This is a genomic window from Bradyrhizobium betae, assembly GCF_004123905.1.
Taxonomy (GTDB): domain Bacteria; phylum Pseudomonadota; class Alphaproteobacteria; order Rhizobiales; family Xanthobacteraceae; genus Bradyrhizobium; species Bradyrhizobium betae_A.
Genome location: NZ_MZXW01000038.1, coordinates 42,224 through 59,660, shown reverse-complemented (window position 1 = coordinate 59,660; position 17,437 = coordinate 42,224). Strand labels below are relative to the sequence as shown.

The following is a 17,437-nucleotide window of genomic DNA, read 5'->3' as shown; positions in this document are numbered from 1 at the left end:
AAAGGCCGGGGCGCCGAAGTTCATAGTGCTGAAATTGGCGGTGGCAATTGCGTTGTTGGAAGGATTCGCCCATTCGCAATGCGAGTCAATACGAGCGGGCGGATTTTGGGTTAGGGAAGCACGCCTGTCAGGCTCCATCCGCCCGTGCGCGAAATCGCAAGGCGGATAGGAAGCGTAGTCCGCCATTACAGGGGCCGATCTGCCGCCGGGCGGGCACCGATCAGGCCGCGCGGGGGCGTTGCCGGTCGTTGGCCGGCTCGACCTGTGCGTAATGGTCGGGAAGATTGTGTTCGAGCTCATGAAGTATCGATCCTGATCGCGTAACGACGGTGCGTCGTAAGATGCAGGAGGAGGGGGGCTTATGCCCCCTCCTCGGCTGCGAGCGCTTCGTTGCGTTGGCGGATGAGTTCGGCCAGTTCGACTTCGAGCGCTTTGCGCTCGGCCGGCGTGAACACGCATTCGCGCAGCTCGGCGCGCAATTCTTCAATGGTGTCGACGGTCATGATCGCATCTCCGGTGGAAGGGGAGCGGGCCCCGCCTTGCGGCGGAGCCGACTTCCTGGAGCTTCAGTCGCGGTTCGGCCGGGACCAGATCAGTTGGAGGCCTTCCGCACCTTCGACCTCGATCAGTGTGGCGTAGATCGGAGCCGGGAAGCTCGGATCGTCCAGCTTGACGGAGAGGTAGTCGCGCTCGGTGTCCTTGGCGGTCTTCTGCCAGGCCGCGCCCAACTCGACGTTGCCGGAGTAGATGCGGAAGTGCGGTCCCTTGTCGGAAGGGGTGTCGACGCGGATCAGCTTGGCTTTGACGTTGAGGTTGAGCGTCTTGATCGCGCCGGAGAAGCCATTGCCCGTGGAGGCGAAGGTGCCGATGGTAGCCATTGTCTCATTCCTTGGTTTTCTCGGGCCGCGCCTATCGCGACCTCGATGGCGGTCGTGAGACCGGAGGCGATCGACCTGCACCCAAAGGGCCGAAATGAAATGAAGGGCGGCCGGGAGCGACTTTCTTGGACCGCGAGGAATGGTGCGCAGCGCCAGGGGAAGAAAGTCGAGGCCGGACGTTGCAGGGACAAGATCGAGAGCCCGCGAAGCGGGATCGGCCTTCGGTCAGACCAGCCTTTATCGAGGACGCTGATGGGTGCGCCCGTCGCGAAAACACATGGAATGAAGACAGGCGCCCCCAATCCGTTCGGCCATTCGGATCTCAGGCAATGGGCGCGGCAAGCAAAATGCAGCTCACCTTAATTAGGTCACCTAGACGGCGCGCATCAACCGCAATGGGGATCGTCATCGTCAGCATCTCGGCGTAGCTGTCGAAGTTGCCAGCGCAAGATCGATAACGAGGCTGGCGACGTACTCGCCATCTGGATGCAACCTCGCCCTCCGATCGACCGTGCTGCGAGGCGTGAAACAGATGCTAGCGTCGCTGGGCATGCCGGCCCCGAGTCCGGGATGATTCCGCCGGCACGCGCGATGGAACGAAGCTGGGCGTTCGGGGTGCCACTCCCCATCGTCGGAGAGGGTTGTGAGCACAATCGGCCTCTGCAGCAATCCGACCCGGACTCGATTCAACTCGAACGTTATTTGGCCGGAGGTCGCAGCGGGCTTTCCGCCCACTTCCGGGCGACGGGATCGCGCAGCGGATCGTCCTCGCAGACCACGCAGACGTAGCGCGGCCGGCCGGGCACGGCCGTCATCGGCTTACCGCACTTCGGGCACAGCTTCCGGCTGAGGTAGAGCGGAGTCATGATTTTTGCCTGCCGGGACCAGCTTAGTTCCCCGTGCGCCGCGAGCACAAGTAGATCGCCTAAAATTGTCCGCATGCACCAGGCCGCTTGACGCGGAGCGCGTCTCACGTTGAGATCCGATTTTAAGTGATGTTGCGGGGGTGGCGTCGTGGAAGACTTTTATAGGGGCTTCGCACAGCGGGCGCGCGATCTGGCGGAGAACGCGGACCCGTTCACCAAGCGGCGGCTACTCGACCTAGCCCATCGATACGATCTCAAGAGCAAACCGGGAGCCCCGGGCGGTCGGACCCTCCCGCCGCCGCGCGCGACGCCACCGACGGCGCTGTTTTCCGGCTCCGGCGAAGCTTAAGACTAGTCGGAGCGCGGCCCGGTCGTCGGTTTTTTATGTGTTCATCGACCGGTCCGGGTGTCGGCCGCCCGCGGTTGCGGTGCTCGCGTTAGTACAAGCTGCACTGAACCGCGCACGCGCGCCGCGAAGGGTCATCGCCTGCGCCGCGCGATTTCGTCAGCGATCATGCCCTCCGCCCGCACCAGCCGCTCATGCAGGGTCTCGAACATGTCGAGGATGTCTTCATTGGATTCATTCTTGCCCTGCTCGATCGCTTCGGCGACGAGTTCATCGAGGGGCGTCTCCTTCAACTGGCCTTTCTCCAGAAGCTCCTCAAACAGACTATCGCTGCTCGGCTGCGGTTGGATGCGACCGTCGGAGTTGCACCAAACGGTGAATGTCTGTTGTCCCAGAACGGCGTGCTCGACAATCTCCGCATCCAACGGAATCAGGGTCCCCCAGGCCTCCCCCGCCTCGTCCGCGAATCCCGCCACGTAGATCCGTTGCTCCGCGGCGCCTTCATCACGAGGCTGGAAAAACGGCGTGAGGACGATTGGGGCGTGTTTTGCCATGACGATCTCTCCGAACGGCTTTGCGTCGACGCAGCGCAGCAGCCGGGTCAGCACGCGCATCTTCAATCATACGAAAAAGGCAAGCTCTGGGAACGGCGCCTCATCGCCTCACGCCCGCTGCTTGTCTCGCCGGCGAGAATTGATCTGCGCCATCAGGATCGGGCCAAGCGAAAATTCGCCGACCTCGGCTTTTCGCGTCAGACCGCGCAGATAACCGCCAGCGGAATTGATCGCCGTCCCGCGCTGCAGGATACACGCGACGACGACCGCCGCTTGCGTTTCACCCAGGACGGTTTGCGCCTCCTCCCAGGCGCTCGGACTGATCCCCAGCATCGATCGTACAACGGCCGCTGTGGCCAGGAAATCGCGCCAGTTCGAAACCCCACCCTTCGCATAATCGACGATGTCCGGGCATGCACTCAGGACCATTCCCAATGGATACGCCCCCTCCCCGACTCGCGATGGTTGAGGCTTTGGCTCAGCTCCCGCCGCCCTGCCTTCTCGAAAGACAGGTTCAAGATCAATGAGGGCATCTGGATTTGAATTCTGTATGTGGCGCTCAGAATGGGACTCATTGGCGCTCGGATTCTTGGATTTGATATGTGTTTCCAGAAGATTGAGCACGTCGTCGGCGAGCTGAGACAACTCGTCGGCGATCGGCTCGAGCTCCTGGCGCGTCGCCGTGCGCGGAATCTGATCGACGATCGCGCGGAAGGCAGCGTGCACGACCTGCCAATCGGCAGGCCCCTGCCCTCCCCTTCGCGTTGGGACGGCTTCCTCGATGCCAGTTGCAATCATCTTCGCGATGTCGCGCCGGCACAGTGTAATCCGCTCACGCACGAGCTTGAGTGCGCGGGCCTCGGCTTCGATATCGGCCGCCAGGATCTCGAACTCTTCCGAGCGCACGACAAGCGGTGAGAGATCGAAGCCGAACGCGAGCTCGATTTCGCCAGCATCGTCCTTTCGCGCATATCGCTTGCCATTTGGACTGTCGCGCCGAACGATTAGCCCCGCGTCGACCAGCACAGCGAGGTGGCGTCGCAGGGTCGATGCCGGCATGCCGTGCGCTCGCCGAGCGAGCTGATGGTTCGAGGGGAAGACAATCAGATCATCCTCCCCTGTCAGCGCGGTCTCCGGATGGAAGGTTAAGAGCGCGTTTAGCACCGAGAGCGCGCGCTCCGACACCCCAAGGCGCGGCCGTGCCGTGCAGATGGCGTGGAAGATCTTCCATTTGTGGACGATCTTTTCGGGAGGACGTTCGGTTGCGACCATCTGGCTTGCCACATGGGCAAGCGTCAGCGATCGCCGCCCAAAGGGCGTCGTTGGAGAGTGTGACTGCATGTCTTTGCCTCAGTTGGGCAAAGAAAATCCGCTCGCCGAAACGACGATAAAATCGCGTAGAAACTCTTGACTGCGATTCGCGAAAGTGATTCTCTGTCAGTCGCCAAACTTGAAGAGAAGGGCTTCCGGAACTCCGTTTCGGGGGCCTTTTTCTTTTGCCTTGTCTGCTCCTGGTTCGTGTTTACGGGACGAGACCGTCAGGCCTCGGTATTTTCCTGACCACTGCTCTTCTTGGAAAAGGCGTCGAACAGGGCCGGGAGTTGGTCCACAAGAAATGCCGCGAATGTCGTCGAGACATTCTTGTCGATGGTAAGCTTCAATTCGCGCTCGGCCTGACGCACGTGCGCAATCTTATCCCCGGACACGGAAAAGACCGGCTTCTCGTCCGGCTCTTTCCGGGGCTCCCCGCGAGATGGACGGGTTGCTGCGGAGAATGCTGCAAGAAATCGTGCGTCGGTTTCGCGCTCTGCAAATTTAGGTTCGGCGATCGCCGCTCTGACACGTTTGAGCGCCGCCGAATCCTTGATCAATTCAGCGAATGACTGCCAGCGGCCGCGGCCCACTTTCGGAGCTTTCCCGATTGCTTGAATAACCTCGGCAGGAACCGATCGAGCCACGGCAAGAAGTTTCGAGGCCTCCGCCCGATCAACCGACAACGCATCCTGCACGACTGAGCGGCTATGCCCGGCATCCTCGATATGCATCGCGAAGCTGGCGCGCTCAATGAAACTCAAATCTTCGCGCGGTGCGTTCTCGAGGCCTTGCGCCACGACAAGCGCTTCATCTGACAACGGTCGCAGAATCGCTTTGACGGAAATACCTAGTTCGCGCGTGGCGCGGACGCGGCGATGACCATAGGCGCTCTGATAGCGCCCTTTCGCTTCAGGATGCTCCCGAACGAGAATGGGCACCTCTTGGCCACGCTGTGCGATCGACTGTTTGAGCGCTTCGAACGAGCTATCATCCTGATCGCGAAAACGGTCGGCCAGCGGTGACGGATCGACGAGCGAGGGGTCGATTTCAAGTATCACAGCCCCAGATGCAATTCTTTCGCGAAGCTCCTCGTTCTCTTTCTCAACCTCCGAGAAAGAGTCTTTCAAGGAGCGAACCGAGCCCGACGAGACCCGCGGCAAGGCAGCGGGCATGTTGTCAGCTGACAACGCACTTGATTGCGGGGCCGTGAAAAGGCTCTTGATCGTGTCAGTACGTTTGCTCATCGACCCCACACCTTCTTAAGAAGTTGCGCGATTTCGGCATTGACCGCGTCGACCGATTCTAATGCCCGGTCGTAGGCGCCCCGCCCTACGGCGCCGCGCTCCAGCTCATAAAGTGATTGCTTGGTGAGACCAGCATTGGCGATCGCGGTCGATTTCCACACAGTCGCCTGGAGCACATCTGAACCAAAGAGGGTGCGGAGGAGAGCCACGATTTGAGCCTCAGGCACGTCATTGGGATCGTGACGCGTGATGACATACCGGATGAAATCGTGATCGAGGCGCCCGCCAGCTTCTTCGATGACGGACATGAGATCCGACGTCATGAGAAGAAATTGGCTCATGGATGCGACATCGACCATCTGCGGATGGATGGTCACGAGCATAGCGGTCGCCGCGTTTAGCGCGCCCATGGTCAGGTAACCAAGTTGGGGTGGGCAGTCGATAACAATGACGTCGTATTCGTCTGCAACCTGGTCGATGGCACTGGCGACGCGGCGAAAGAACAGGTCGTGTCCGCGTTCTCGCCGCTCGACCATTGCTCGAGGCGTAGTGTGCTCAAACTCCATAAGCTCGAGATTGCCTGGAACGAGCCCTATCCCGTCAAAATAGGTCGGCCGGACAATCTCGCGCAGTGGCCGGCGGTGTTCGTCATATCGGATGGCCCCGTACAGGGTTTCGTTCGCCCCAATGTCAAACTCGGGTTGGTACCCGAACATTGCTGAAAGCGAAGCTTGCGGATCGAGGTCAATCGCGAGGACCCGAAAGCCGGCAAGGGCGAGGTATTGCGACAGATACAATGCCGTCGTCGTCTTGGCGGAGCCGCCTTTGAAGTTTGCGACGGTGATGATTTGGAGCTTGTCGCCTGGGCGCCGGCGCGGAAGGAATTCCATTGCTTCGCGCGGCCGCGCAGTGGCTAGATACTCGCGCAACTCATGAATCTGACCCAGAGTGTAAGACCGTCGCCCCCCGGTTCCTGTCGCTGGGGTTGGTCCAAGTCCGTCAAGAGAGAGCTGCCGAAGGTACCCATCGGACACGCCCGCAATTCGCGCAACCTCTCCAGAGGTGAACGACCGGAGCGACTTGCTCGCCGAAGGCGGGAAAAGAGTTGTCGCGAGCGAGCGAAGCTGGCCGGAAAGAATGCCCGCGTGCCGAGTGATCCGCGCAGACGCAGTCTCGCTCATGGTAGCCGAATCTTCCGCTAAGATCGCCATTTGCCTTCTCAAGACGGTTTCTGCTCGTCAGACGCCTAGTCTCCGTCTTGAGAGATGGCCACGATTCTGTGATTTGAGCAAGAATTAAAGGGTTAACGAGTCATTAAACGCTCGATGACGTGCCAAACGGCGCGCGGGCCCTTTTTTTGGTGCACCGCCCTGTTGTTGTCAGCTGACAACAACGGCTCAGCGCGAATGGGATGAGCCTCCACTATGGCGTGAGTCGGCTCGCCTTCACGAGTCCCCAGAGCGTCATTTTGTAGCTCGCCAACCGCTGCGCTGAACGGTGCTGCCACGGCTGGAGTCCGGGCGACGGGACACGCCATGGCTCGCAGCCTCAGTTCAGGGCTCTGATCTCAGGTCATGTAGGCAGCGTCGGCTCCTGCCCGCCATTGCCCAACGTCTGGCGCCGCGGTCCCGCGAGAAGCACCCTCCCCGCCTCGTTCACGACAACGGCTCAGACGCCCGCGCTGAATGGCAAGACACCGTAAAGCGACGATGTCGTCTCGCTTGGATCGGCAGCGCGCCGGACCTTCCCGGGTGTTGATCGGGGGGGCTGGCGCGTCACTTCGCTGCGCCGCCGCTCGCCCCAAAAAGGGCAAGCAGAAGAACCGCACTGTCGCAGGGGGTCCACCGGGGCCGGACGAACAGGTAGCAAGCAACCGAGCAGACACACATCCCAGGTCATCCGCGCTGGCCCTTCTCTTGCACTTCCGTGTGGCCACACCGACGGATCGCCAGGCACGACATCGACTCAGGGCTCGGCGCTGCAACGGAGACCCTCCTGCCCTTTTCAACGATGCAGGAGTGCCGCAGCGCGTCGATCATCGCTTCATCCCGGGCGCGTGCGATCCGACGAAGGAACGGCAACGGGCCGCCACCTCGTCCGGGATGCCGTGGTGCGGATCCAATCATGAGCGGGGAGCTCGACGCCGGGCCTTCAGATCCATTCGCGGGAATGCTCGCCGAGGTCGCCCGGGTTCCAGATAGGGACGGTTTCCTCGAAAGTCGGCATCGTATCGCCACGCAGGAACCTCTGTTGACTCGTTTCGACCGGCGCAACAATGGACCGGCGTGAGGGGCTAAGCAGGCGACCGCATTCAGGACCTTTGGGCGAGATCCAGGCCGAGCTCGCGGTTGAAGGCCCTGTTTAACGGGAGGTTGACCGAAGGCGTCCGGCGTGGGGGTGCTCCTTTGGCGAGGCGGCAAGGCCGCCGAATGAATACGATCTCTGGATGGTGGGTGCTGGCGCGGATATCGAGCTGCGTGGCTCTCGAACGAAGCCGATCTGCCCCATGGACGCCCTTGGGTCATGGCAGCCAGCAGCGACCCGCTTGGGCGATTGTTGTCAGCTGACAACAGGGCCCTACCAAGGATGGATGTTGTCAGCTGACAACAATTTGGGACCTGCGGTCGTCAGTCGCTTCAATTCGCTAAGGCGCGTCGCACCAGTCGAGTCACGATCGGTATCACATCGGTAGTCGACGTCGATCCGCCGCTGCGAGGACAGCCCTGAGGGAAGCCGCGATCCGGGCGACGGAGACGGCAGGTGTTCATAGACAACTAACCATAAAAGTTGCCCTCAGACGCCACGAAGGCCGCGCGTCTTAGTTAGGGGCGAAAACGACGAGGCCGGCCCTTCCGTCAGTGTATCTGTGATGATATATCGGTATACACGATGCGGTCTAGAGGAGCGCGCCCGTGGCCTTCCACATCAAGAACCCTGAGACCGACGCGCTCGCTCGCAAGGTGGCCTCGCTAAAAAAAATCGGCCTCACCGAAGCAGTGCACGTGGCGCTCGCCCATGAGCTCGAGCGCGAGCAGGGCAAGCCGTCTTTGGTCGACCTTGGCGTCCAGTTCTGCCGGGATCTACGCGCGAGAGGTGACTCCGCCAAGGGACAGCCCGTAGACAAGGCGTTCCGCGACAGCTTGTATGAGGACACCTGATGTTCATCGACGCTTCGGCTTTGACCGCGCTCCTAACCGACGAGGAGGAGGCACGCGAGCTTTTGGCTCGCCTGCAGCAGACCGGAACGCGTCTGACGTCACCGTTAGCAGTATGGGAGGCGGCGGTCGCGGTCGCGCGCGTGCTGGATCTTTCGGTCAGGGCCGCCGCCGAAGCGGTCGATGAGTATTTGGCGCTGATGGAGATCGCCGTAGTCGCGGTGCCGTCTGAAACGGCAAGGCTCGCGCTCGACGCCTTCGACCGATTCGGCAAGGGCCGGCATCCGGCGAGCCTCAATTTCGGGGACTGTTTTGCCTACGCTTGCGCCCGGCATCTGGGGCAGCCCTTGATGTTCAAGGGCGGTGACTTTCCGCAAACCGATATCGAAGCCGCCTAAGCGACCCGGCTGGGGCGGCCGCGGCGCGCGGAAAGAAGGGGGCTTGTCCGGACCAGGGCAGGGAGTTTACCGGGCTGCGGCCTCGGATCGCTGATGCGCTTTAACGGCCTGCTGAATCGATAAGCAGTGGTTATTGACAGCGAGCGCCACGGGGAACCAGCCTGTCGCTATGACCGAAGTTATTCCCGTGATAGCTTCCGTTTGAACGATTCCTGTTAAGGTTATCAAGACCTTGCAAAACGGTTACTCAATTCCCGATCCACTGCCTTGGGCTCAGCTAGCCGGCCCGCTCGCCATCGCCGAGGACGCGCTTGCCCGGCTCGACGAACGCCTGGCCAAGAGCCCGATCCGCGACGGCTGGATTGCGCGCACACATTATACTGACGCCTGCGCCAGTCTGTGGCTGGAAGGCGAATTGGTCCACCTCGAAGATCTGGTTCTCCACGACGCCGGCATGGACATCCGCGCCCCGACCCACGAACTCACCCGCGCCCACGCCATGCTGCGGACCCGGCGCCGCATCGCCGACGCGAGGCCGGATTGGGCGCCATCGCCGGCGGGGCTCGACAGACTGCGCGGCCGCACCGGGCAGGGCGAGTGGGAGGAGGGCAGGGGCATCCGAAAGGAAGGGGAGCGAAGCTTCGTCGGCGGCTATGATAGCGGAGACGCTGATCTCGACACGCCGCTTGGCGGCATCGAGTCCGACCCGCACCTGGCCGCCGCCTTCGCCGCGGTCGACGCCGCGAATGCCAAGGCGGAGCGGACACTCGCCGGCGGGAGTCGCACCCAGTCCGAGCGGGACCCACTGGTCTACGACCCCGACTGGGACGAGGACGCGCGTCTCGACGAGTGGCGCGCCGTGGTCGAGCAGACCCGCATATTGCCGCCGACGCTCGCGGCCGCGCTTGCGACTGAGGCTTGGGACGCCATCGCCCCGCTGCAGCACACGCCCTGGCTCGGCCGGCTGCTGGCAGCCAGCGTGTTGCGCGCGCGGGCCAAGACCCGCTGGCATCTGCCCTGCCTGCATGACGGGTTGAAGGCCATCCCCCGCGAACGCCGGCGGCCGCGCGACGCGGCGGCGCGACTCGCCGTGCAACTCGAGGCCATCACCGCTGCCGCGGCGGCCGGTCTCAAGGACCACGACCGCTGGCTTAACCAGCGAACCCTGCTCGCCCGAAAACTCGCCGGCCGTCGCGCCACGTCAAAACTGCCGGCGCTGCTCGACTATATGCTGACCCGGCCGATCGCCTCGGCCGGTATGATCGCGAAGGAGCTTAAGATCACGCCGCGCGCCGCTCAGGACCTGGTCGGCGAGCTTGACCTTCGGGAGGTGACCGGCAGGGGACGATATCGGGCCTGGGGGATTCTGTAGGCGGCCTCAGTGCGGTGCCCCGCCCCGCAGCAGATCCCGGTAGCCATGCCTGGTGATCCAGCGGGCATGGGCGAGATGGGTTTCCCACGCCCGGCGCGCCCGATCCGGCTCGCGCGCGACGTCAGCATGGTCCGCGCGACCTCTTTCCAGTCGGCGCCATCGGCTGCGGCATCGAGCAGACGGAGATAGGTGACCAGTGCTGCTCGTCATAGCCGGTCAGAACCGGCGCGGTCGGCGCGGCATCGGCGACATCAAGATTGGCCGCTGACTTCTGCATGGGGTGTATTCGCCGGCAGGGTTTCTTGTCAGCGGAGAGTAGGCGCGTTCGTGCACCGGTGAGTAGTTGCGCACCACGTGGTGCCTGTCGGGTATCACCGGGCATAGCGCAACCGCAGCTGACGGGTTCATGGCTGATCTTGAGGTTCCCTTAGCTTAATCCGGATTATCGTAGCCTGACTACGACTTCAGCTTCCAATTCAAGCTTGCAGAACTTTGATATTATTCTTATTATCGTAGCATGGCTACGACCCAAAGAAACAAACTAAACAGGCTCTATACCCGCTTGGCGCCGGGGGCGCCGCTGACCTCCGGTGACCTCGCCGTCCTCGGGATATCGGCTGACCTTGCCGTCCACTATGTCCGCGCCGGCTGGTTGCAACGGTTGGCACGCGGCGTCTATTGCCGGCCAAACGATCCGCCCACTTTGTACCCGAGCCTCGTCCTGCTGCAGCGGAGCTTCGAAGGATTGCATGTCGGCGGGAAGTCGGCCTTCGACTGGCACGGCATCCGCCAGTACGTCCCCCAGCGGCCCGTCCTCCATCTGTACGGCTGGAAAGCGGGACGCCTCCCGGAGTGGTTCACCCAGCGCTTCCCGGCCGAGTACCACCGCAAGCGACTCTTCAAGGAAGAACCGGGCGCGCTGCTTCATGTCCGGCCCTTCGAGAGCCGCAAGGGCGGCCCGCTCGTCTCGGCGCCGGAACGCGCATTGCTGGAGGTGCTGAGCGAAGTCGGCGTCCGGCAGCCGCTGCAAGAAGCGCGCGAGCTGGTCGAAAGCACTTACAGTCTGCGGGCCGATCTGCTGCGAGACCTGCTCAAGCGCTGCACCAGCGTCAAGACCGTGCGTCTGTGCCTGCAGCTTGGCCGCGAACTCTCACAGCCCTGGGCCGGCAAACTCGATCCGTCTCAACTGCCCAAGGGCAGCGACAGGGCCTGGGTGTCCCGCTCCGCTGACGGGCTCCTGGTGCTGAAGCCATGAACCAGGTCTACCTCGACAGCGCGCGGTTGCTGACGCGCGTGGCGCCGCTGGTGCTCATCGACGATACGTTCGCACTCAAGGGCGGCACGGCGATCAACCTGTTCGTGCGCGACATGCCGCGGCTCTCGGTCGATCTCGATCTGGTGTTTCCCGACCACACACTGCCGCGCGAGCAGGCGCTGCGGCGCATCAACGAGGCCATCCGTCAGTCGGCCGCGCGCCTGCAGAAGCAGGGCTTTCTGACCCATGCGCCGGCCGCGACGGATTCCGGCGAGACCAAGCTGATGGTGCGGCGAGGGGGCATTGAGGTCAAGATCGAGGTCAACTTCGTCATGCGCGGCACCGTCCATCCGGTGCACATCGCGTCGCTGACAGAGGCCGCGCGCGACACGCTGCAGGCGGATCTCGAAATCCCGGTGGCGTCGTTCGAAGACGTATATGGCGGCAAACTGGTTGCGGCGATGGACCGCCAGCATCCCCGCGATTTGTTCGACGTCACGCAGCTTTTCGCGCACGAGGGAATCACGGCCGGCATTCGCCGCGCTTTCGTCGTCTATCTCGCGAGCCATAACCGGCCGGTGCACGAGGTCCTGTTTCCATCGCTGCGGGATCTCCGCCAGGAGTTCGAGCACAATTTCGCGGGCATGACCACCGAGCCCGTTGAACTTGACGCGCTCTTGGCAGCGCGCGAGCGAATGATGCGCGAACTGCAGCAAGGTCTGAGCGCCGACGAGCGCCGCTTCCTGCTGTCGCTGGTTGCCGCAGAGCCCGAATGGTCGCTACTAGGCGTGCCGCACTTGGAGCAGCTTCCCGGCCTGCGATGGAAGCTGCAAAACTTGGAACGGCTTCGGAAGGCCAACGCCCGAAAATTCACCGAGCAATCGAATGCGCTGGCTCGGCTATTTGGATGAGCGTAGGTGGGCCGTCGCCACGGCCCGCAGGTGATGCGGTGTGACTGCCGACGAGGCCCTGCCGGCCTCCCCATCAGCTATCCGTGAAGGGATAAGCTGCACGATGAGGCAGCGCATGCCGACCTTACGCGCGCGTTCAAAATCGTTTCTCCTTTCCGCCTACGGGGTGAAGGCCCCGCCTCGCGGCGGGGCCACCTGCGCGGCGTCTCAGTCGCGACTCGGGCGAGACCAGATGAGCGAGTGGCCTTCCTCGCCTTCGACCTCGACCAGCGTCGCGTAGATCGGAGCCGGGAAGCTCGGGTCGTCCAGCTTTACCGAGTGGTACTCGCGGCCCGTGTCCTGGGACTTCTTCTTCCACATGGCGCCGAACTCGATGTTCGCGCCCGCGAAGATGCGGTAGTCCGGGGCCTTGTCTGAAGTGCGTTCGGCCGGAACGATCTTGGTCTTGACGGTGCCTAGAGCGAGGGTCTTGACGGTGCCGACGAAGCCGTTGCCGTTGACGATGAAGTTGCCGATGGTAGCCATGTTCGTGTCCTCTTTCGTTCTCGGGCCGCGACCAGGCGACCTCGATGGCTGTCGTTGACCGGAGGCGATCGGGCCGCACCCGAAGGGCCGCCACGCAGTAGAGGGCGGCCAGGGCGAGGCTTTCTTGTCTCGCGAGGAATGGGCGCGCAGCGGCCAGGGGAAGAAAGCCGAGAACGGCCGTTGCGGTCTTTTGATCGAGGCGGAGCGCAGCGACGACGGCCTTCGGTTAGACATGCCAAATCGAGGACGCATTGGGCGCGACAGGCCGAACGATGAGGATACGGCTGAGCGACAGGCAAGCCACACCGCACGACGGCGGGCGCATTGGTGAAAGGCACTCGCGCGCGCCGCGTAAGCTTTCCGCCAGTCCAGCGGACGCAATAACAACCCCGGACTGTCGTATCGTGACGACACTAGCCTTGGAAGCGCCGCCTCTCCAGTCGCCGACACAGGCATGATGATGCACAAAAGAACGGCCTCGCCGTGAGACGACGCCTTCGCCATTGTCTAGAAAGGTGAACGATGAGCGCAAGCGGCCGAGACACGGATCGTTGCGCCTCATGCCGCCTGGTCGATCTCGGCCGGCTTGGGTTGAAGATCGTGCAGATAGGTGACTGCCCGCTGAGCGTGGGCGGCCGCGCTGAAGATGAAGCGCCTGTCGTTGGCTAGCACCTCCAACCACGATGCAAGGTAACTCGCATGATCGGCACGCGGCTCGAGTTCGGGCACGATACCAAGGTCCGCGCTGAGGAAGCACGCGCCAAGTTCCGCAACCAGCTCTTCACGGGCGCGCTCGCAACGATCCTTTGCGTAGCGGCTGAGATCGCGATTGACGCGATGCGCCGGCGCAGTCCAATGCACGCATTCATGCGCGAGCGTGGCGGCATAGCTCTCGGTGTCACGGAAATTTTCGAACGGCGGCATCTGGATGATGTCGAGCGATGGTGCGAAAAAAGCATTGTCACCGCCATGCCGGATGGTCGCGCCGGTGTTGGCGAAGAAGGCGTCCACATGCTCGATGCGCTGCGCCGGCGTGATGGTCGGCGCCGGGCGCCCGTAATAGTGATCCGGCAGGTCGTCGATCTGATCGACGCAAAACACCGTGTAGGCGCGCAGGAACGGAACGGCCCGTTCGACTTCATCGCCATGCTCGTCGGTCTCGGTCTTGGTGATCTTGTTGGCGTAGACCACCATCGTTCCGCTCTCGCCCTTGCGGATATGGCCGCCGAGTTCGAGCGCCTGTTTGAACGTCATCCAGATCGGTGACGTGAAGCCGCGCGCGACGGCTTCCGACCACAGCAGCACGACGTTAATGCCCTGGTAGCGCATGCCGTTGTGACGCAGTGGACGCGTGATGCGCCCAGCCGCGTTGGCCGCATTCCATGGCTTGACCCACGGACGCACACCGCGCGCGAGATCTGCGACGATGCGATCGGTGATCCGCGCATAGATGTCGGCGCGGGGTTTGGTTTCCTTACCGGTCATGATCCTAACCTCCGTTGGAGGCCGCGCCCGTCGCGGCCCGTCACGGCGGTCCGCTGCGAAGGCCTGCGGGGTCGCGCATCCGGTGACGCTGGTGGTCGGGGTGAGGGGAGAGACGCCGGACCGGAACGCAGTGGAGGACGGCAAAGCCGTTGCGCTGCCGCGCCGGCCGGAGCATCGACCGAAAGCCGGTACGGGCCGCAACGTGCGCTCCATCCCGGTTCATTTCTCTTTGCTCGTTTGCGCCGCCGCGCCGTGCGACATGAAAACGGCCGGCCCGCAGGGGCCGGCCGACATCGGATCGCGAACGAGAAAAGGCGGGGCCGAAGCCCCGCCGGCGGCATCACCCGAACGCCGCCATCTGAACTTCGGCCGCCTTGCGGCTGACGGTCTCGCCCGGCTGGTCGGGCTGGCGTTCGAACGGCTTCCAGCTCTCGCCGATGACGTGCTCGTAGGCGGCGACGGCCCCTTCGGCCGCCATGCGCAGCGCGTGCGCCTGGATGCCGACCTCGGCCGCGAATTCGCGCTTGCGCTGGGCCGCGGATTCGAACCCGACCGGTCCGTCGAGGTCCTCGTCGCGCGTGTCGTTGGCGAGCTTTGCCGTCGCCTCGCGGGCTTCGGTGACGGCGCGGCTGTAGAACTGCCCGGCGCCGTGGGCTGAGCCGACATAGGAGCCGACGATTCGCTGCAGATGGATCTGCATGGCGCGTTCGTTGACGCCTTCGCCGAGCGCGTCGGCGGTCTCGCTGATGAGCCGCTGATGCAGGTCGCGGATGGCGTCGCTGTCGAGGACGGGGAGGCCGAAGCTCTCGGCGATGCGGGTGGCCTGGGCTGCGTCCGGGCAAACGAGCCGGACCATTTCGATGGTGGTGCCGCGGCGAAGCGGGACGACGCGGGCGTTGGTGCGGGGTGCGCGAGCGGTCTTGGTCATGGTGAAGTCCTTTTCTGGTTTCGCCGTCGGGTTCGGTCCGGCCCCTGCCGGCTCTCCCCTCGGGTGCGGTCGCCCAGCGCCGCCGGGATGAGGGCCGCTTCAAGGTCCGGGCACCGCCAGGCGAGCAAGGTCCGGTTGCGGACAAGCGGGGTCCCAGCCTGCTGGGCCCTGCGCCGGACGCGGCCGGGCCTTGCCGAGATCGGCGGTCTCCGGTCGCTTGCGACTTGGCCTTGAAGCGGACCGCCGGGGGCGCAGACCGCAGCAACCCGAGGGGAGAGGCGACAGAGTACGGGCCGGGTTGGCGATGCCGGAAAGGTTCGATCTGGCCTCCGCCACATCTGCCCTCGCAACGTGTGGCCGGGATGCCGCGCTGTATGCACCGGCGTTGGTCCGCTATGCCGCAGCGCCATGCCGCTTCCCTGGACGACACTCGGCCGGAGTGCGACATTCGTCCTTGCGATGTGCGCGCTCCGGGTCGTCACGAGCGTGTCGAGACTCCGGCGCGCACCGAGCCCGCAGCATCTCGATCGCGGTATCCTGCCGGGCGAGCTTGCGCGATAACGCGTCGATCTCCGGCTGGCGCGCTGCCGTGATCGCCGCAAGATTCCAGCGGTAGCGTTCCAAGAACGCACTCGGGTCGGGCGGCTTGCCGCGGCGGTATCCCGACCGCTTGCGACCGAGCTGTGGGATCAGCGCCGTCATGCGACGGATGATCTGCCGGTCGATCATGTCGAGTTGGCGCTGCGTCTGGCGGCGCGCCTCCTCCATGCGCGAAAGCTGGGCGAGGCGCTCGGGGGAGATCTTCATGGGGACGTCCTCCCTTGCCAGGTGACGAAGCTCGATGGCCCGGAATAGGCCGGGTGGCGGGTCTCATCGACGACGAAGCCGAAGCGACCCATTCGGTACTCGTCAGACGGGACCAGAAAGCGCCGCTCCTCAGTGCCTGCACCACGTCGGCCGCCGGGCGTGGCGACGACTTCGACAAAGCCGGGCTGCTGGTCCGAGGAGATCGCCGACACGACGATCCAGTCGCCGGCATGCTCCTGCTCGAAAGCGCGCCGATCCTTCTCCCGGGATTCGCCAGGCTGGAGCACAGTCCCAAAGATCGCCTCCCACGCATCAGGCCAGCTATCCCTAATCGTGCGCTCCGCACAGCGTCGCTCGTAGCTCGTGAACAGATGCGGGAAGGTGATCGCCACGATCGCCCAGCCCTCGTCCTCCTCGTACCAGCCACCCCGCGCGCGCAGCATCGAATTGACGCTGCGGTTGCGTTCGGCGGAAAGATGAAGGCCGCCGTGTCCTGCCGTCGAATGGCAGACGACGCCTTCCGCATAGACGGTCGCGCCCTGCGATGGGCCCCAAGGCGTGTTCGCCGTGGAGGCGATGTCGCGGCGGCCGAGCGCACGCGCCTCGCGCTGGTGCTCGGCGTTCTCCGCGATCTTCGCGCGGAAGGCGGCCTCGTCGGCGAGCTCGCCCGAATGGCCGTAGAAGTCGGAGTGCTTCCATTCGGCGATCGGCCGGCCGATGCGCCAGCCGGTTGCGAGATAGTGGCGGCCCTCGCGTGCCGGCAGCATGGCGAAGGCGGTGTCGGCAACACGCGCGGCGAGGAAGCCGTCGCTGCTGCGACCAAACTCGACCTCGGGAAATCCGGAAGCCGTACTTTCCATCATGGTGGGGAAGGGAGGGGACGTGGTCATGCGGCCGTCCTCCAGTCTACCACGCCCGCCGCAGTCGCATCGGCCGTCACCTCGTCGAGAACGGCATCCGGATAGCCGTGACTCTCCAGCCAGGTTTCGGCATCAACGCGGCTGTTGGCGAGGTAGACCAGCTCCGCATCCTCGCCGGCCCGGTCGAGCACGCGGACCGCACCGAGCTTCGGCCGTTCGGTCACGACGAACGTCAGGTCGCGGTCGACCGGGAAGGTCCGGTGGACGCGAAGCACCACGACACCGTCGCCGCCATAATCGCCGGTGTGCAGCGTGATGCTCGCACTGATGACGGTGTTGCCGACGCGGCGTTCGGGTTGCTTGCGGATCAGCCGGCCGCCGCGATTGCGGTATTCCCAGGCCGCGAGCTTCTTGCGGTGCCGCTCCGGCGGCCGCGGCGTGCCGTCGAAAAACCGGACGATCGCGCCGAGTGGGACGAGGTCGAAGATCAACTGTGCGGACATGACGTCCTCCTGTTCATTGGGGCTGGAAACCAAGCC

General features: G+C 63.8%; 19 protein-coding genes and 1 pseudogene. 6 read left to right on the top strand and 14 right to left on the bottom strand.

The features are described 5' to 3' along the window. Positions 1-359 precede the first annotated feature (359 nt). The 3 genes from B5V03_RS41735 to B5V03_RS41730 all read right to left on the bottom strand — a co-directional run bounded on the left by B5V03_RS41735 (position 360) and on the right by B5V03_RS41730 (position 1,744). The gene (locus B5V03_RS41735) at positions 360-503 is read right to left on the bottom strand and encodes a hypothetical protein (protein WP_164988358.1); all 144 of its coding nucleotides are present in this window, start codon (positions 501-503) and stop codon (positions 360-362) included. A gap of 63 nt (positions 504-566) precedes the next feature. Then, positions 567-878 carry a DUF736 domain-containing protein gene (locus B5V03_RS28795; protein WP_129273754.1) on the bottom strand — a complete coding sequence of 104 codons (312 nt, stop codon included), beginning with the start codon at positions 876-878 and terminating at the stop codon, positions 567-569. 698 nt (positions 879-1,576) lie between these two features. Then, positions 1,577-1,744, bottom strand: coding sequence for a hypothetical protein (locus B5V03_RS41730; protein WP_164988357.1), 168 nt, complete (start codon positions 1,742-1,744; stop codon positions 1,577-1,579). Positions 1,745-1,892: 148 nt separating this feature from the next. On the opposite strand from B5V03_RS41730, the gene B5V03_RS42510 reads away from it, so the two are divergent. Further along, positions 1,893-2,093, top strand: a complete 201-nt coding sequence (locus B5V03_RS42510) for a hypothetical protein (RefSeq protein ID WP_129273753.1) — start codon at positions 1,893-1,895, stop codon at positions 2,091-2,093. 131 nt (positions 2,094-2,224) lie between these two features. Here B5V03_RS42510 and B5V03_RS28785 read toward each other — a convergent pair whose 3' ends face one another. From B5V03_RS28785 to repA, 4 genes are all read right to left on the bottom strand, one after another. Next, complete coding sequence (locus B5V03_RS28785) at positions 2,225-2,704, bottom strand: hypothetical protein (RefSeq protein ID WP_129273752.1); 480 nt, start codon at positions 2,702-2,704, stop codon at positions 2,225-2,227. A gap of 48 nt (positions 2,705-2,752) precedes the next feature. Beyond that, positions 2,753-3,985 (bottom strand): plasmid replication protein RepC, encoded by a 1,233-nt coding sequence (repC, locus tag B5V03_RS28780; RefSeq protein WP_129273751.1) that lies wholly within the window; start codon positions 3,983-3,985, stop codon positions 2,753-2,755. Between the two features lie 197 nt (positions 3,986-4,182). After that, positions 4,183-5,202: a plasmid partitioning protein RepB gene (repB, locus tag B5V03_RS28775; protein WP_129273750.1), complete on the bottom strand. Its 1,020-nt coding sequence runs from the start codon at positions 5,200-5,202 to the stop codon at positions 4,183-4,185. Beyond that, positions 5,199-6,413, bottom strand: coding sequence for a plasmid partitioning protein RepA (gene repA / locus B5V03_RS28770; protein ID WP_129273749.1), 1,215 nt, complete (start codon positions 6,411-6,413; stop codon positions 5,199-5,201). Before repA ends, repB begins: the two co-directional genes overlap by 4 nt. Positions 6,414-8,114: 1,701 nt before the next feature. Here repA and B5V03_RS28765 point away from each other — a divergent pair. From B5V03_RS28765 to B5V03_RS28755, 3 genes are all read left to right on the top strand, one after another. After that, on the top strand, positions 8,115-8,360 hold the full coding sequence (locus B5V03_RS28765; RefSeq protein WP_129273748.1) for a type II toxin-antitoxin system VapB family antitoxin: 246 nt from the start codon (positions 8,115-8,117) through the stop codon (positions 8,358-8,360). Further along, positions 8,360-8,755 carry a type II toxin-antitoxin system VapC family toxin gene (locus B5V03_RS28760; RefSeq protein ID WP_129273747.1) on the top strand — a complete coding sequence of 132 codons (396 nt, stop codon included), beginning with the start codon at positions 8,360-8,362 and terminating at the stop codon, positions 8,753-8,755. The genes B5V03_RS28765 and B5V03_RS28760 overlap by 1 nt, the downstream gene beginning before the upstream one ends. 232 nt (positions 8,756-8,987) lie before the next feature. Continuing rightward, positions 8,988-10,127 carry an RHE_PE00001 family protein gene (locus B5V03_RS28755; protein ID WP_129273746.1) on the top strand — a complete coding sequence of 380 codons (1,140 nt, stop codon included), beginning with the start codon at positions 8,988-8,990 and terminating at the stop codon, positions 10,125-10,127. Positions 10,128-10,133: 6 nt separating this feature from the next. Here the strand turns inward: B5V03_RS28755 and B5V03_RS28750 are convergent. After that, positions 10,134-10,404, bottom strand: a pseudogene (locus tag B5V03_RS28750) (DNA -binding domain-containing protein). A 240-nt stretch (positions 10,405-10,644) separates the two neighbouring features. Between B5V03_RS28750 and B5V03_RS28745 the strand changes: the two are divergent. Continuing rightward, positions 10,645-11,382: a type IV toxin-antitoxin system AbiEi family antitoxin domain-containing protein gene (locus tag B5V03_RS28745; RefSeq protein WP_129273745.1), complete on the top strand. Its 738-nt coding sequence runs from the start codon at positions 10,645-10,647 to the stop codon at positions 11,380-11,382. After that, positions 11,379-12,293 carry a nucleotidyl transferase AbiEii/AbiGii toxin family protein gene (locus tag B5V03_RS28740; protein ID WP_129273744.1) on the top strand — a complete coding sequence of 305 codons (915 nt, stop codon included), beginning with the start codon at positions 11,379-11,381 and terminating at the stop codon, positions 12,291-12,293. The genes B5V03_RS28745 and B5V03_RS28740 overlap by 4 nt, the downstream gene beginning before the upstream one ends. Positions 12,294-12,500: 207 nt before the next feature. Here the strand turns inward: B5V03_RS28740 and B5V03_RS28735 are convergent, their stop codons facing one another. The 6 genes from B5V03_RS28735 to B5V03_RS28710 form a co-directional block, all read right to left on the bottom strand. Continuing rightward, positions 12,501-12,818, bottom strand: a complete 318-nt coding sequence (locus B5V03_RS28735; RefSeq protein ID WP_129273743.1) for a DUF736 domain-containing protein — start codon at positions 12,816-12,818, stop codon at positions 12,501-12,503. A gap of 558 nt (positions 12,819-13,376) precedes the next feature. After that, positions 13,377-14,303 (bottom strand): ArdC family protein, encoded by a 927-nt coding sequence (locus B5V03_RS28730; RefSeq protein ID WP_129273742.1) that lies wholly within the window; start codon positions 14,301-14,303, stop codon positions 13,377-13,379. 340 nt (positions 14,304-14,643) lie between these two features. After that, positions 14,644-15,231 carry a hypothetical protein gene (locus tag B5V03_RS28725; protein WP_129273741.1) on the bottom strand — a complete coding sequence of 196 codons (588 nt, stop codon included), beginning with the start codon at positions 15,229-15,231 and terminating at the stop codon, positions 14,644-14,646. A gap of 393 nt (positions 15,232-15,624) precedes the next feature. After that, positions 15,625-16,038, bottom strand: a complete 414-nt coding sequence (locus tag B5V03_RS28720) for a hypothetical protein (RefSeq protein ID WP_129273740.1) — start codon at positions 16,036-16,038, stop codon at positions 15,625-15,627. After that, positions 16,035-16,928, bottom strand: coding sequence for a DUF7007 domain-containing protein (locus tag B5V03_RS28715; RefSeq protein ID WP_129273739.1), 894 nt, complete (start codon positions 16,926-16,928; stop codon positions 16,035-16,037). Before B5V03_RS28715 ends, B5V03_RS28720 begins: the two co-directional genes overlap by 4 nt. Next, positions 16,925-17,401: a hypothetical protein gene (locus tag B5V03_RS28710; RefSeq protein WP_129273738.1), complete on the bottom strand. Its 477-nt coding sequence runs from the start codon at positions 17,399-17,401 to the stop codon at positions 16,925-16,927. The genes B5V03_RS28715 and B5V03_RS28710 overlap by 4 nt, the downstream gene beginning before the upstream one ends. Positions 17,402-17,437: the final 36 nt, after the last annotated feature.

Coding starts and splice junctions, on each gene's coding strand:
- B5V03_RS41735 (WP_164988358.1), bottom strand. CDS start 503: ATGACCGTCGACACCATTGAAGAATTGCGCGCCGAGCTGCGCGAATGC.
- B5V03_RS28795 (WP_129273754.1), bottom strand. CDS start 878: ATGGCTACCATCGGCACCTTCGCCTCCACGGGCAATGGCTTCTCCGGC.
- B5V03_RS41730 (WP_164988357.1), bottom strand. CDS start 1,744: ATGACTCCGCTCTACCTCAGCCGGAAGCTGTGCCCGAAGTGCGGTAAG.
- B5V03_RS28785 (WP_129273752.1), bottom strand. CDS start 2,704: ATGCGCGTGCTGACCCGGCTGCTGCGCTGCGTCGACGCAAAGCCGTTC.
- repC (WP_129273751.1), bottom strand. CDS start 3,985: ATGCAGTCACACTCTCCAACGACGCCCTTTGGGCGGCGATCGCTGACG.
- repB (WP_129273750.1), bottom strand. CDS start 5,202: ATGAGCAAACGTACTGACACGATCAAGAGCCTTTTCACGGCCCCGCAA.
- repA (WP_129273749.1), bottom strand. CDS start 6,413: ATGGCGATCTTAGCGGAAGATTCGGCTACCATGAGCGAGACTGCGTCT.
- B5V03_RS28760 (WP_129273747.1), top strand. CDS start 8,360: ATGTTCATCGACGCTTCGGCTTTGACCGCGCTCCTAACCGACGAGGAG.
- B5V03_RS28745 (WP_129273745.1), top strand. CDS start 10,645: ATGGCTACGACCCAAAGAAACAAACTAAACAGGCTCTATACCCGCTTG.
- B5V03_RS28740 (WP_129273744.1), top strand. CDS start 11,379: ATGAACCAGGTCTACCTCGACAGCGCGCGGTTGCTGACGCGCGTGGCG.
- B5V03_RS28735 (WP_129273743.1), bottom strand. CDS start 12,818: ATGGCTACCATCGGCAACTTCATCGTCAACGGCAACGGCTTCGTCGGC.
- B5V03_RS28730 (WP_129273742.1), bottom strand. CDS start 14,303: ATGACCGGTAAGGAAACCAAACCCCGCGCCGACATCTATGCGCGGATC.
- B5V03_RS28725 (WP_129273741.1), bottom strand. CDS start 15,231: ATGACCAAGACCGCTCGCGCACCCCGCACCAACGCCCGCGTCGTCCCG.
- B5V03_RS28720 (WP_129273740.1), bottom strand. CDS start 16,038: ATGAAGATCTCCCCCGAGCGCCTCGCCCAGCTTTCGCGCATGGAGGAG.
- B5V03_RS28715 (WP_129273739.1), bottom strand. CDS start 16,928: ATGACCACGTCCCCTCCCTTCCCCACCATGATGGAAAGTACGGCTTCC.
- B5V03_RS28710 (WP_129273738.1), bottom strand. CDS start 17,401: ATGTCCGCACAGTTGATCTTCGACCTCGTCCCACTCGGCGCGATCGTC.